Annotated in this window: 13 protein-coding genes; 6 read left to right on the forward strand and 7 right to left on the reverse strand. The window is 35.0% G+C overall.

Annotated elements, in window-relative coordinates:
- Positions 1–95 precede the first annotated feature (95 nt).
- The 7 genes from H2O64_RS00425 to H2O64_RS00455 form a co-directional block, all read right to left on the reverse strand.
- Complete coding sequence (locus H2O64_RS00425) at positions 96–602, reverse strand: OmpH family outer membrane protein (protein WP_317173810.1); 507 nt, start codon at positions 600–602, stop codon at positions 96–98.
- 51 nt (positions 603–653) lie between these two features.
- A complete protein-coding gene (locus H2O64_RS00430) occupies positions 654–1574 on the reverse strand; it encodes an OmpH family outer membrane protein (protein WP_187560161.1) in 921 nt (306 codons plus the stop codon).
- Between the two features lie 48 nt (positions 1575–1622).
- Positions 1623–4247, reverse strand: coding sequence for an outer membrane protein assembly factor BamA (bamA, locus tag H2O64_RS00435; RefSeq protein WP_235982712.1), 2625 nt, complete (start codon positions 4245–4247; stop codon positions 1623–1625).
- A 7-nt stretch (positions 4248–4254) separates the two neighbouring features.
- Positions 4255–4995 carry an isoprenyl transferase gene (locus tag H2O64_RS00440; RefSeq protein ID WP_187560163.1) on the reverse strand — a complete coding sequence of 247 codons (741 nt, stop codon included), beginning with the start codon at positions 4993–4995 and terminating at the stop codon, positions 4255–4257.
- Positions 4996–5015: 20 nt separating this feature from the next.
- The gene (gene porG / locus H2O64_RS00445; protein ID WP_187560164.1) at positions 5016–5702 is read right to left on the reverse strand and encodes a type IX secretion system protein PorG; all 687 of its coding nucleotides are present in this window, start codon (positions 5700–5702) and stop codon (positions 5016–5018) included.
- Positions 5703–5801: 99 nt separating this feature from the next.
- Positions 5802–6686, reverse strand: a complete 885-nt coding sequence (locus H2O64_RS00450; protein ID WP_187560165.1) for an NAD kinase — start codon at positions 6684–6686, stop codon at positions 5802–5804.
- A 3-nt stretch (positions 6687–6689) separates the two neighbouring features.
- Entirely contained in the window at positions 6690–7346 is a 657-nt protein-coding gene (locus H2O64_RS00455; RefSeq protein ID WP_187560166.1) for a CBS domain-containing protein, read from the reverse strand.
- 95 nt (positions 7347–7441) lie between these two features.
- Between H2O64_RS00455 and H2O64_RS00460 the strand changes: the two genes are divergently transcribed.
- From H2O64_RS00460 to clpP, 6 genes are all read left to right on the forward strand, one after another.
- Positions 7442–8158 carry a pyridoxine 5'-phosphate synthase gene (locus H2O64_RS00460; protein WP_187560167.1) on the forward strand — a complete coding sequence of 239 codons (717 nt, stop codon included), beginning with the start codon at positions 7442–7444 and terminating at the stop codon, positions 8156–8158.
- The gene (locus tag H2O64_RS00465; protein WP_187560168.1) at positions 8158–8928 is read left to right on the forward strand and encodes an alpha/beta fold hydrolase; all 771 of its coding nucleotides are present in this window, start codon (positions 8158–8160) and stop codon (positions 8926–8928) included. Before H2O64_RS00460 ends, H2O64_RS00465 begins: the two co-directional genes overlap by 1 nt.
- A 126-nt stretch (positions 8929–9054) precedes the next feature.
- A complete protein-coding gene (locus H2O64_RS00470; protein ID WP_187560169.1) occupies positions 9055–10308 on the forward strand; it encodes an OmpP1/FadL family transporter in 1254 nt (417 codons plus the stop codon).
- A gap of 20 nt (positions 10309–10328) precedes the next feature.
- The gene (locus H2O64_RS00475; RefSeq protein ID WP_187560170.1) at positions 10329–11837 is read left to right on the forward strand and encodes an SGNH/GDSL hydrolase family protein; all 1509 of its coding nucleotides are present in this window, start codon (positions 10329–10331) and stop codon (positions 11835–11837) included.
- Between the two features lie 309 nt (positions 11838–12146).
- Complete coding sequence (gene tig / locus H2O64_RS00480) at positions 12147–13475, forward strand: trigger factor (RefSeq protein ID WP_187560171.1); 1329 nt, start codon at positions 12147–12149, stop codon at positions 13473–13475.
- 79 nt (positions 13476–13554) lie between these two features.
- Positions 13555–14244, forward strand: a complete 690-nt coding sequence (gene clpP / locus H2O64_RS00485; protein ID WP_187560172.1) for an ATP-dependent Clp endopeptidase proteolytic subunit ClpP — start codon at positions 13555–13557, stop codon at positions 14242–14244.
- Positions 14245–14258: the final 14 nt, after the last annotated feature.

Raw genomic sequence — 14258 nt, forward strand, 5'->3', positions numbered from 1 at the left:
TTAGTTTTTCAGAAAAGTCTTGCTGATGTTTAGTATGCTAGTAAAACAAAAAAACCGCCAAGAGGCGGTTTTTTATGTGGTATTTTAGTGTGTAATTATTTTACTATACCTAATTCTTTTTTCACTAAGTCCATTAAGTTTGTTCCGTCGGCTAATAATAAACCTGAACCTGGAGTTTCGTCAAGTACATATGCAAATCCTTGTGCTCTTGCTACTTTTTGAATAGCAGCTAATGCTTTTTCTTGGATAGGCTTTGTAAGGTCAATATACTTTTGCTCTGCTGTTTTTTGTGCAGCAGCTTGTGCTTCTTGGATTCTAGCTTCTAATTCAGCTAATTCCTTTTTTCTTGCATCATTTTCAGCAGCAGTTTTAGTTGGTGCTTCATTTGTATACTGTGTTAATTTGTTTCTGTATTCAGTAACGGAAGCTTGGATATCAGCTCCTAACGACTGCTGTAATTTATCAAATTCAGCTTTTGCCGTTTTCATCTGTGGCATTGCACTAATTAATTCTTGCGTGTTAATGTGAGCAACTTTCGTTTGTGCGTTTGTAAAACTTACTACTCCAAAAAATAGTACTGCAATAGCAATTAGCTTTTTCATCTGTTTCATGATTTTCAATTATTTACTTTAAGTGTTATTTATTATTTGTTGTTAATTCCCGTTTCCAGCACCTCCACCAGTGCCTTCGTTTTCTTCTTGTTTCTTTTTACGGGCTGCTTCTTTTTTCTTCTTGTCTTCTTCTCGTTTCTTGCGTTTATCTTCAGCAGCTTTCTTTTTTGCTTCGCGGGCTTCGATCAGTTTTTTACGTTTTTCTTCGTAGGCTTTCTTTTTAGCTTCGCGTTCTTCTTCACGTTTTATTTTGCGCTCGTCTAATAATTTTTGACGTGCTTCTTTTTTGGTCGCTGCAGCTTCCTCTTTTTCTGCTATCGCTTCTTCTCTCGCTTTTTTTCTAGCTTCAACTTCAGGATTTGGCTCTTTTTCAGTGTCATCAAATTTAGACTTTTCGCTTGCTTCCTTTATCTTAGCAGCTCTTCCTTCGCGTTTCACTTCTCTATTGATGGTACGCAACACAAGGTCACTAATATCAAATTTCTTTGCAGAGTAAAGCATTACTACATCTGCGGATTTGTCAAAAACAAAATCGTAACGTTTCTTTTTTGCGATATCTTGAACGGCAGTTAATACTTGGTCTTGAATAGGTTTTACCATATTCTGACGTTGCACCATCAAACTTCCATAAGGACCAAAACGATCTAGTTGGTATGTTTGCAATTCTTGTTCCAAGATTTCTATTTCTTCTTCACGCTCGTCAACTAATTCTTTCGTAAGTAAAACACGCTCCGCACTTAGATTTTTTTTCATTTGATCTATGGTGTTCTGCTTCTTCTGAATTTCGCTTTTCCAGCGTTGTGCTTTCGCTTCTAATTGAGTGTTTGCTTCTTGGTATGCTGTTACATTTTCTAAAATGTATTCCATATCAATATAGCCTACTCGTGCACCATTTACGCGTTGTGCGTTTACGGTAGATAGTGTTAGAAGCATCGTTAATAAAAAAAGAACTTTAGTTTTCATGTCTGTCGGTTTGTTAATAGAAAATATCGTGCCAAAATTAAAAATGGCTTAAAATTGCTGTCCGATGATGAAGTGTGTTTCCCATCCATTTCGTTGTGTTGTTCCCGGAATTGGATCAAATCCATATCCAAAATCAATACCTAATAATCCGAACGCAGGCATAAATATACGTAATCCTGCTCCAACTGAGCGATTTAGCTCAAACGGACTGTATTCTTTAAACGAGTTGAATGATCCACCAGCTTCCATAAATGATAGTACATATATTGACGCTGTTTGTTTCAAAGTAATCGGATAACGTAACTCTAACGAAAATTTATTGTAAATAGTACCTCCGTCTATATCAGAAAGTGATTGATTTGGATATCCACGCAATGCAATTGCTTCTCTACCATCTAAACTGAAGTTACCTAAGCCGTCTCCACCAACGAAGAATCTTTCGAATGGAATGACACCTCTATCACTGTTATACGCGCCTAAGAAACCAAAATTAGCTTCCGTTTTTAAAACTAATTTATCAGCTATTTTTTGGTACCAAGCACCTTTGAATTTAACTTTATAAAATTCTAACCACTTAAACTTTTCTTGATCTACTCTTCCTCTGTCAACGATAGAAACTTCTCCTTCTTCTAATGTTGGACCTAAGTTTGCAGGTTCGCCAGGTAGATTTCCATTTGCGTTTAAGAAATTACCATTGGCATCTCTTAATTGGAATCTTTCTTCATTTTCTAAACCAGCATAATCAACATTGTTAAACCATGAGTATGGTAATGAAAGTTTTGCAGTTATAGAGAATTCTGAACCAGACATTGGATAAATTGGATTTGGACCCGATGAATTTCTACTTAACGCAACTGTATATGAGAAGTTATTTGAGTATCCATCACCAAACGTAAATAATCCAGTGTTGTAGTTCTGTAAGTTATAGTGTTGAAAGCTTAATGCTTGTGATAATACGAAAAAATCATCTGGTTCTGCTAAACGCTTTGCCAATCCAACCGATAATCCTGTAATTAAGAAACGTCTGTCTTTATCTGCACTGTTTGTTTGTGGGTTGAATAAGAATTGTACAGTGTGTGATAATGACGTTGTAAATTGTACTGGTTTTTTTCCACCTAACCATGGTTCTGTAAACGAGAAACTAAACGTTTGGAAGAATCTACTTGCTTGCGCACGCAATGCTAATTTTTGTCCATCTCCAGTAGGAAGTGGTTTGTATGCATCACCATTAAATAAGTTACGGATAGAGAAGTTGTTGAATGATAAACCAAGCGTTCCGATGAATCCACCACCACCGTAACCACCTTGTAGTTCGATTTGACTTCCTCCGCGTTCTGCTAAGCTGTATTCAACATCAACTGTTCCACTATTTGGATCAGGATTTTTAATTTCCGGCTTTATTTGTTCCGCATCAAAGAATCCTAATTGTCCTAATTCACGAATGGTACGGATGATTTTATCTTTACTGTATAATTCTCCCGGTTTTGTTCTTATTTCACGGTAGATTACATGATCGTTTGTTTTTTCGTTTCCAACTACAGAGATGTTGTTGAAATAAGCAGGCTTTCCTTCAATGATACGAATCTCAAAATTGATGGTATCATTTTTTGCAGATACCTCAACTGGGTTTATGTTAGAGAATAAATATCCGTTGTTTTGATATAAGTTTGTTAAATCATCTGCATCAGGATCCGTTTCATCAGCGATACGCTTTTCTAATAAGATACCATTATATGTATCTCCTTTTTGGATTCCTAACAATCTGTTTAAATCTCTATCCGTATATACAGAGTTTCCTAAGAATGTAATATCTCCGAAATAGTATTTTGTTCCTTCTTCTAAAGTGATATCAACATTAAGGGTATTATCATCATTCCAGCTAATAGAATCTTTAATGATACGAGCATCACGATATCCATTTTCTTTATACTTTTCAATGATGGAAGTTAAATCTTCTTTGTAGTCTTCTGGGATAAATTTTGAAGATTTGAAGATACGAAGTAGAAATTTTTCTTTCGTATTTTTCATAGCGCCACGAAGTTTCTTATCACTGAACTGCTCGTTTCCGCTAAAATTAATATTCTTAACTTTTACTTTTTTACCGCGATCAACATTTACAACCACTTTCATAGCGTTTGTAGTGTTCTTTACAGTATCTAGTTTTGTAGTGATATCTACTTTTGTACGATAGTATCCTTGTTTTTTATACTTGTTTTCGATGTAGTTTTTTGTGTTGGCTAAGAAACTTTCGGTAATTTTCTTCCCTTTTTTAAGTTCTGTTTCTTTCATCACCGTGGCCGCTTTATTTTCTTTTAAACCACGAACTTCTACTTCTGATAAAGTAGGTAATTCTTGAATGTTTAATTCTAAGAAAATTTTGTTGCCATCTTCTACGCGATCAATATAAAAGTTGATATCGCTAAAAAGCTCTAATCCCCAAAGTTTTTTGATAACGGCACTAATTTCCTCTCCAGGAATTAGGATTTCTTGCCCTTCACGTAATTGTGTATATGTTACAACGGTTTGTTCGTTGTAACTTTTTAGACCAGTAACTTTAATGCCGCCAATGATATATTTCTTTCCTTTATCAAAAGTAGTTTCTTGTGCATTTGTGGTGATACTGCAAAACAGTAGTAATACTAGCAATAATGATTTTAGGTACTTTTTTTGCATTAAAATTCTAATTAATTTGTTCGCTTGTTTTTCCAAATCTTCGTTCTCTATTTTGATAATTAATCAACGCTTCGTATAAGTGCTCTTTGCTAAAATCGGGCCATAATACATTGGTGAAATATAATTCAGCATACGCTATTTGCCATAACAAAAAATTACTTATACGATGTTCACCACTGGTGCGTATAAGTAAATCTACATCTGGTAAATTTTGCGTGTAAAGATGCTGATTAATAATTGATTCATCAATAGTTTCTATAGAAATTATATTATTTTTAACTTTATTACAGATTTCTTTAACAGCATTTTTTATTTCTTCTCTTGATCCATAGCTAAGCGCAAGTGTTAGTGTCATGTGCGTGTTATTTTTAGTCTTTTCTATGACTTCAAATAACTCTTTTTTAGCTTTTTTGGGAAGTGTATCTAACTTACCAATGGCTTGTAGTTTAATGTTGTTTTTGACTAGTAAGTCTAGTTCCTTTTTTAAGGAAGAAACCAACAATCGCATCAATGCGTCTACTTCTAGTTTTGGGCGATTCCAATTTTCTGTAGAAAATGCATATAAGGTAAGATGCTTAATGCCGAGTTCGGCACAGGCTTCTACGGTTTGTCGTACTGCTTTGGTGCCACTTTCATGTCCAAATACACGAAGTCTTCCTTTTTGTTTTGCCCAGCGACCATTTCCGTCCATAATAATGGCTAAATGTTGCGGCAAAAAGTCTTTATGTATTTTTTCCTCTAAACTCATTCGTATTCGTGCTTGCTACATTAGTAACAATAGCAGGGTTTTTTTCCAAAAGTATAGGTTAGGGTTACACCCATAAACATATACCAATCATTACTATTTATATTTCCGAACTTTAAACTGTCGAAATCTTCTTTATCATTTACTGGGTTACTTCCATCCAAATCATCTGTAAAGGTGTAGCGAGCGCCAAGCTCAAAACCTAAAATCATTGAATCTGAAATTGTAGCCTTATATCCAAGTACCATCGGAATGGCAAATGTAGCATCACTTCCATACGGAATTATGTTTCCATCTTCCAAAAATAAGGTGTCATAATTGAAATATGAAATTCCTGTATATAAATATGGTGTTGATTGCGCATCTGTGTTGTGTAAATTGAAATCCCAAAAGGTAAATTCTATTCCTACTGACAGTTCCGTAATCGTATTTGTAAATTGTAATCCTCTCAATTGTCGTGATGGATCATCCGAATTTATGTCTTTTCCTTCCAAAAGCGTTCGTGTAATAGAGGCTCTAAACGAATGTCTAGCACTTCTATTCCATTTATATATAGCTCCGTATGCCAAATGGTTTGGGTTAATATAGGTTGTTGATCCCACATCACCAATAAAATTACTGTACCCAATGTACGCTCCAATTTCATGGAGTTGCGCATTTGTTGTTTGGGCTAAAGTAAAAGCAACCAATAGTATGACTAGTCTTCTCATAGGTGTTAAAAGTTTGCAAATATAGTATTCTCTTTTGTTATAGGCAATTGTAAAATTAACCTATGGCATTTAAACATAATTTGCAGGGTTTTATTGCTTTTAATTTCGTTTATCTTCTCCCCAAAGAAGCTTTTTTCGAAGCGTTTTCAGGAAACTTTGTCCTTCGAGTTCTACTAATTTTACTGTAAAAGGAGCTTTTTTAATGGTAATAATGCTGTTAATAGCCACTGTAGCGATTCGGGAATCTAATGAAATAAGGTGTTTGTCTTCACGACCAGAAACTTCCAATTGTATTGTTGTATGATCTGGAATTACTAAAGGACGTGCGTTTAAATTATGTGGTGCTATGGGTGTTAATACAAAACTATTGTTGTTTGGCGTAATTACAGGCCCGCCACAACTTAATGAATACCCAGTGGAACCTGTGGGTGTTGCTACAATTAATCCATCTGCCCAATATGAATTTAAGTATTCGTCATCCAAATATGTTTTTACAGTAATCATGGAAGTTGTGTCTTTTCGGGCAACCGTAACTTCGTTGAGTGCAAAATTCATCGCAGCAATGTCTTCATTTACAGGAGAAGTTTCAATGGCTAACACACTTCGTTCTTTCACAATAAATTCTTTACTAATAATTTTAGAAATGGCATCTTTAATCTCTTCTTTCTGAATAGTGGCTAAAAAACCAAGCCTTCCTGTGTTGATTCCTAAGATAGGAATGTCCAAATCTTGCACCAGCGTGATGGTTCTCAAAATAGTTCCATCACCACCAATACTAAAAAACAAATCATACGTTTCGTCTAAATCGGCATACGAATCAAAGGTCTCATACTTTTTTGTAATATTTAATTTGGATGAAAAAATTTTGTAAAATTTTTTTTCCACAAAAATTTCCACACCAAACTGATGTAGGTTTTCTAGCAAGTACGTTATGTACTCACCAGAATCTTTATGATAAAATTGACCGTAAATACCAACTTTCATAACTTAGATATTCAAGTATTTAGTTAAGTATTCCGAACGTTCCTTTAAGTTTTGGATATATGCATCTTCTTCAAATTCAGATACAATATTATAACTGTAGCGTCTAAACGATTGTACAATTTCATTCAAACCGGCATTATTCAGTTTTAAGGTAACTTGTACCACATCATTTTCTATTTTAGAAATAAATGCGCCTAATAACCGTGCGTTGTTTGATTCTACTATTTGACTGATTTCACTAAATGAATAATCTTTCATACCTTTTTCAACTACCAAAACGCTTCCGAGTTCGTGTAAAAATGGCGTGTCATTAAAAACATTAATGATGTCATTCAATTCATAATACCCTATGTAATCATTCTTCTCATTAAGAATAGGCATTACATTCGATGAATTCTGCGCAAACGCTTCCAACACATCAATCCAGTTGGTTTGTGCACGCACAAAAAATTGTTCTAGCGCATATTTATATTCGTTAATGGTCTTATCTGCATCAAAACAATGTGAATCCGTTTCCGAAAGGCAACCTAAATACACACCATTTTGGGTAATAGGAATGTGAGAAAACGTCAATTGATTAAATACCAATTGCGCTTCTTTTACCTTATTATCAATAGATAAAGGTTTCACATCATTTAAAATGTAAGGTGCAATATTCATGTAATAAAAAATTTATGGGCGCAAATTAATTAAAAATAACTACTTCTAAGCATGCTAACTTTGTATTTTTGCACTCAGTTAATAAATAAAACGCAATGACGACAAAACTCAGTGTGAACATAAATAAAATTGCTACGTTAAGAAACTCTAGAGGTGGCGATGTTCCTAATTTAGTAAAATTTGCCACAGATGTACAAAATTATGGTGCGCAAGGCATCACAATTCATCCACGACCAGACGAGCGACACATTCGCTACCAAGATGCGCGTGATTTAAAACCAGTAGTACATACCGAATATAATATAGAAGGAAATCCTATCCAAAAATTTATGGATTTGGTGCTGGAAGTAAAACCAACACAAGTAACATTGGTGCCTGATTCTGTGGACGCAATTACGTCAAATGCAGGTTGGAATACCATAAAACACAAAGACTTTTTAACGGAAGTGATTACCGAATTTAAAAACAACGGTATCCGTACGTCTATCTTTGTTGATCCAGTAATCGCCATGATTGATGGTGCAAAAGCAGTTGGAACAGATCGTATAGAATTATACACCGAAGAATTTGCACACCAATATAGTATAGGAAACAAAAAAGCAATTCAACCATACATAGATTGCGCAGTACGGGCAAACGAATTGGGAATCGGCGTAAATGCCGGTCACGATTTAAGTTTGGAAAATATAGAATTCTTCGCAAAAGAAATTCCAGGATTGCTAGAAGTCTCTATTGGACATGCATTAATTGCGGAGTCCTTATATTTAGGTGTAGACAATGTCGTAAATATGTATCTTAAAAAATTGAAGTAATGATATTACATTCAAACATTATAGGGACTGAAGGGAAACCATTATTAATATTACATGGTTTCTTAGGAATGTCTGATAATTGGAAAACGCTCGGAAAGAAATTTGCGAGAGAAGGTTTTCATGTACATTTAATAGACCAACGAAATCACGGACGCAGTTTTCATTCGGATGAATTTAACTATGAAGTCCTTGTGGACGATTTGAAACGCTATTGTGAGCATCACAGTTTAGATACGGTTTCACTTATTGGACATTCTATGGGCGGAAAAACTGCGATGTTATTTGCGGTAAACTATCCAGAAATGCTTGAAAAACTAATCATTGTAGACATTGGTCCAAAATTTTATCCAACGCATCACGAACAAATATTAGCAGGTTTATCGGCAATTCAAGAAGAAATGCTTGCAAGTAGAACAGATGCGGACGATATTATGAAAAAATTTGTACCTGAACCTGGAACGCGTCAATTCTTACTTAAAAATTTATTCTGGAAAAAAGACAAAACCCTCGGTTTGCGAATTAACTTAAATGTTTTAATTGATACTGTAGAAGAAATAGGCGAAGCACTTTCGGGAGTTACAACCTATGAAAAAGAAACACTTTTCTTAAAAGGAAGCAAGTCTGAATACATTCAAGTTGGAGACGAAACATTAATTCATCAATACTTCCCAAAAGCGATCATTCAAGAAGTCTCAAATTCGGGACATTGGCTGCATGCGGAAAATCCTACGGAGTTTTTCGGAAAAGCACTTTTATTCTTGAATTCTTAAAAATCATTCTAAATTTACTATGAGTGCATAATATTTTCGCGTAAATCTTGTGTTTATAATAATTTATACTATTTTTGAACCACTGATTTTACAAAAATTTAACCTTAAATCAACAATTTTACAATTATGAAAAAACTTTTATTGGTACTGACCATCGCATTTTCGGCTTCGGTAGTGTATGCTGGAGGATATAGAGTCGGAGTACAAGGTCATAAGCAATTGGCAATGGGACATACAGGAGTTGCGGTTGTAACAAGTGCTGAATCGGCATTTTTTAACCCAGCTGGCTTAGTATTCTTAGATGGAAAATTGAATGTTTCTCTTGGAGCTGCAGCAGTACTTTCAAACACATCATATCAAAATAGAGAGTTCGGATACACAGCAGAAGCTGACAATCCAGTAGGAACACCATTTTATGCATATGGAGCTTATAAAATTAACGATTGGTTATCTGCCGGTATCGCAGTATATACACCTTACGGAAGTAGAGTAGAATGGCCAACAGATTGGGAAGGTTCTCATTTAGTAAATAATATTGAATTATCTGCAATCTTTGTACAACCTACAATCTCTATTAAAATTAGTGATAAATTAAGTGTTGGTGGTGGACCAATATATGTATCAGGAGCAGTGAACTTTAACAGAAACTTATCTAGAAGTTTAACAGATGAAAATGGTGCACGTTCAAATGTAACCATAGATGCTTCAGGAATTAATGCTTGGGGATACTCAGTAGGAGCAATGTTTCGTCCAACAGAAGATATCAATATCGGAGTTAACTATCGTTCAAGAATTGATATGGATGTAGAAAGAGGAGATGGAACAGCAGATTTTGAAAACTTGCCAGCAGCATTAGCACCTGGTTTTGCTGATGGAGACTTTACAGCGTCTTTACCATTGCCAGCAGAATTAACATTTGGTATCGCTTTTACACCAGCGGACAAATGGTTAGTTGCTATCGATTACACAAGAACATTCTGGGATGCTTATGAAGCATTAGATGTACAATTCTTCAACTCAGCAGGATTATCTAGAAACCCTAGAGCTTACAAAAACTCATCTATTTATAAAATTGGAGCGCAATACGAAGCTACTCAAAAAGTAACGGTAAGAGCTGGATTCTACTTTGACGAATCGCCAATTAGAGATGGATTCTTTGCTCCCGAAACGCCAAGACCAGATTCAGTAAACTTTACAGCTGGTTTCACATACGAGTTAAACAGTAGATGGGCAATTGATGCATCTGTATTATATGTACATTCTAATGAAATAGATAACTCTTACGATTACTTCACAGAAGCAGGACAACGTTTGTCTTTCGGAGGAGCATATAAATCGAATGCTATTGTAGCAGGAATAGGAGTATCGTACAAATTATAATATTAAAGAGCAGAAAAAAGATGAAAAATAATATAAAATATATAGCAGTACTAGCGTTAGGATTATTCGCTTGTGAGCCAGAATTTGATAATCCAATTGAAGAAAGTGGAACCTATTCAAACGGATCAGCAGACTTTTCAACGTTTGTTGCTGTTGGAAACTCGCTTACGGCTGGTTACATGGACGGAACCGTTTTTAAAAGTGGTCAACAAAATTCATTTCCAAACATCATGGCGCAACAATTTGCGTATGCTGGTGGAGGTGCATTTACACAACCATCGTTTGATGATGATGTAAATGATGCTGGTGGATTTTTATTAGGTGGAAACCCATTACCAGGATTTGGAACACGTTTAGTATTAGACGCAAGTCAAGGACGTCCAGAAAACTTAAATGTTGCTTCAACAGTAGAGTTGTCAAACTTACAAGCAACAGCATACAATAACATGGGAGTTCCAGGAGCGAAAATATTTCACTTAGGATTTCCAGGATATGGAAACATAGCAGGGTTGCCAAATGCAAATCCTTACTTTATAAGACATGCAACAACTCCTGATGCAACCGTAATAGGAGATGCAGTATCATTAAATCCTACATTCTTTACTTTATGGATTGGAAACAATGATATCTTAGGATTCGCTACTTCAGGTGGTGTTGGAGTTGATCAAACAGGAAATCCAAATGTATTATCATATGGTGGAGCTGATATTACAGATCCAGGAGTATTTGCATTTACATACCAAGCTTTGGTTGATGCATTAACAGCTAACGGAGCTAAAGGTGTGGTAGCTACATTACCAGATGTAACATCAATTCCTTACTTTACAACAGTACCTTACAATCCAGTACCATTAGATGCAGGAACAGCAGCTTTTGTAAACAATGCGTATGCTACCTATAATGGAGGCTTACAATTTGCAGCGGGGAACGGATTAATTACAGCTGCGGAAGCAGCACAACGTACCATTACATTTGCAGCAGGTCAAAATCCAGTTGTAATTGTAGATGAAGACTTAACAAACCTTACTGGATTTGGAATTCCAAGTTACAGAATGACAACAATAGATGACTTACTCATATTACCTTCTTCTGGATTTATTGGAACACAAGCAGATCCTAATGATCCTACAAGTGTAAACGGAGTTGGAATACCTTTAGCTGATAACTGGGTATTGACTTCAACAGAAGTACAAATGGTAAGAACGGCAAGAACAGCATACAACAATGCTATCGTATCAATTGCAGCAGCAAATGACTTAGCAGTTGCAGACATGGCAACGAAACTAGAAGAATTAGTTTCTGGTTTGCGCACAACTGACGGACAAGTATATACAAACAATTACTTTGATGGTAGTTCAAACTCTATATCTACCGTAGTATTCTCTTTAGATGGAGTTCATCCAAACTCAAGAGGTTATGCAATTGTAGCAGACGAATTCATTAGAGTTGTCAACGAAAAATATGGTTCAGATGTACCAGCAGTAACTGCAGGATATTATCCAGGAGTTACCGTGGTTCCTTCTAACTAACTAGAATAAAATATTCATTCAAAAGGCACTGAGAAATCGGTGCCTTTTTTTTATTAGTAAAACTCAATTTAGAGAAGTCAGCAAGATGAACTTAAAATTATAAGTTGAACTAACCCTGCTGAAAAGCAGGATCTCAGGTTTTTTTTCAAAACAGGTAATTTTCCATAAAAAGTGGTTTCACAAATAATTCACCTCAAAATTTCTGTAATTGCAGTAAAAATAAACTGATACACAATTGGTTAAATAACTTGATTGGTTTTTAAAAATAACGTACTTTTGCACACCAATTTTCATATTATACAAACGAAGATGAATATAACAAAAGAAAATATAGACGCTTTAAACGCAGTTGTTACAGTAAACATTGAAAAGGAAGACTATAACGACAAAGTGGATAAAATTTTAGAAGACTACAAGAAAACCGCTAACATTCCAGGATTTAGAAAAGGACATGTGCCGATGGGATTAGTGAAAAAACAATATGGAAAAGCAGTACTTGTAGATGAGGTAAACAAAATTTTACAAGAAAACTTAAATAAGTATTTAGTAGAAGAAAAACTTGATATTCTTGGAAATCCATTACCGAGAATGCAAGAAGAATTTGATTGGGATGCTGAAACTTTCTCTTTTGAATTTGAATTAGGATTAGCGCCTACTTTTGAGGTAAACCTAAAAAAGAACGAAATCACTCAGTACACTATTGTTGCAGATGACAAAATGATTGATGGACAAGTAGAAAACATCAGAAAACAATACGGAAAACTTATCAGTCAGGATGAAGTAACTGCAGAATCTGAAGTAACAGGGATTTTCACAAACGAAGAAAAAGAAATTGAAAACAACGTTACATTTGGTTTAGACAAAATCAAAGGAAAAGCAAACCTTGGTAAATTTGTTGGTGCTAAAGTTGGAGATACGATCACGTTAAAAACAAAAGGTTTATTCAATGATGATCATGATTTAATGAACTTCCTAAAAGTTGCTCATGATGATGTTCACGATTTAGATATTGAAGTATCTTTCAAAATCAACGAAGCGAACACAAGAGAATTGGCTGAATTAAACCAAGAATTGTTCGACAAACTTTTCGGAGAAGGAAACGTAAGCACGCTTGAAGAAGTAAAAGCGAAGATCAAAGAAGATGCAGAAAGACAATTTGTACAACAATCTGATCAACGTTTACTAAACGATGTTACAGAAGAACTTATCGAAAACACAGAATTCGATTTGCCAGCAAACTTCTTAAAAAAGTGGATTCAATCAGCTGGAGAACAAGAATTAACCGTTGAACAAGCAGAAGAAGAATACACAAAATCTGAAAAAGGATTGCGTTACCAATTAATCCAAGACAGATTAATAAAAGAAAACGAAGTACAAGTGCAATTTGAAGACTTAAAAGAATTTGCAAAGCAAATGATCAAAGTACAAATGGCACAATTTGGCCAAATGAATCCTTCAGATCAAGAGTTGGAAGACATTGCTGCACGAATTTTAGGAAACGAAGAAGAAGTACGCAGATTAACAGATCAGTTGTTAAGTCAAAAACTATTAGAACTTTTCAAAGAAAAGGCAAACCTTAAAAAGAAAGAAGTGACTTACGAAAACTTCGTTAAAGAAGTCTACGGAGACAGTCATTAAAAAATAAAATACTTATATTTAAGGCGTTAAAATAATAATTTTTAACGCCTTTTTTAATCAAAAAACAGAAACATACAAAATGGATCATAAAAAAGAATTTCACAAATACGCGACTAAACATCACGGTATCAGTAACATGTACTATGATAAAATTGTAAGTCGCATGTCACCTTCCATTACCAATCCAATAGGAATGACTCCATACATCATAGAAGAGCGTCAAATGAATGTAGCACAAATGGACGTGTTTTCGCGATTAATGATGGACAGAATTATATTCTTAGGAACTGGGATCGATGATCAAGTAGCAAACATTGTACAAGCGCAATTACTATTCATGGAAAGTGTAGATTCTAAAAAAGACATTCAAATCTACATCAACTCCCCAGGTGGTGGCGTATATGCAGGTTTAGGAATCTATGACACAATGCAGTTTATCAAACCTGACGTAGCAACTATCTGTACAGGTATGGCAGCTTCTATGGGTGCTGTATTACTGTGTGCCGGTCAAGCCGGAAAACGCTCTGGGTTAACACACTCAAGAGTGATGATTCACCAACCACTTGGTGGCGCACAAGGACAAGCGAGTGACATTGAAATCACAGCGAGAGAAATCTTAATATTAAAAGAAGAATTATACAAAATCATTTCCAAGCATTCTGGACAAGAATACGACAAAGTATACAACGACTCTGATAGAGATTATTGGATGAAAGCTGACAAAGCGAAAGAATACGGAATGATTGATGAAATACTTGTAAGAGAATAATCCTTACGGGTCAA

Source organism: Kordia aestuariivivens (assembly GCF_014397005.1).
Classification (GTDB): Bacteria; Bacteroidota; Bacteroidia; order Flavobacteriales; family Flavobacteriaceae; genus Kordia; species Kordia aestuariivivens.

Bases quoted from the DNA above. Each gene is read 5' to 3' on its own strand.
- H2O64_RS00475 (WP_187560170.1), top strand. From the start codon at position 10,329: ATGAAAAATAATATAAAATATATAGCAGTACTAGCGTTAGGATTATTC.
- H2O64_RS00440 (WP_187560163.1), bottom strand. From the start codon at position 4,995: ATGAGTTTAGAGGAAAAAATACATAAAGACTTTTTGCCGCAACATTTA.
- clpP (WP_187560172.1), top strand. From the start codon at position 13,555: ATGGATCATAAAAAAGAATTTCACAAATACGCGACTAAACATCACGGT.
- H2O64_RS00465 (WP_187560168.1), top strand. From the start codon at position 8,158: ATGATATTACATTCAAACATTATAGGGACTGAAGGGAAACCATTATTA.
- H2O64_RS00430 (WP_187560161.1), bottom strand. From the start codon at position 1,574: ATGAAAACTAAAGTTCTTTTTTTATTAACGATGCTTCTAACACTATCT.
- H2O64_RS00450 (WP_187560165.1), bottom strand. From the start codon at position 6,686: ATGAAAGTTGGTATTTACGGTCAATTTTATCATAAAGATTCTGGTGAG.
- porG (WP_187560164.1), bottom strand. From the start codon at position 5,702: ATGAGAAGACTAGTCATACTATTGGTTGCTTTTACTTTAGCCCAAACA.
- bamA (WP_235982712.1), bottom strand. From the start codon at position 4,247: ATGCAAAAAAAGTACCTAAAATCATTATTGCTAGTATTACTACTGTTT.
- H2O64_RS00425 (WP_317173810.1), bottom strand. From the start codon at position 602: ATGAAAAAGCTAATTGCTATTGCAGTACTATTTTTTGGAGTAGTAAGT.
- H2O64_RS00455 (WP_187560166.1), bottom strand. From the start codon at position 7,346: ATGAATATTGCACCTTACATTTTAAATGATGTGAAACCTTTATCTATT.
- tig (WP_187560171.1), top strand. From the start codon at position 12,147: ATGAATATAACAAAAGAAAATATAGACGCTTTAAACGCAGTTGTTACA.
- H2O64_RS00470 (WP_187560169.1), top strand. From the start codon at position 9,055: ATGAAAAAACTTTTATTGGTACTGACCATCGCATTTTCGGCTTCGGTA.
- H2O64_RS00460 (WP_187560167.1), top strand. From the start codon at position 7,442: ATGACGACAAAACTCAGTGTGAACATAAATAAAATTGCTACGTTAAGA.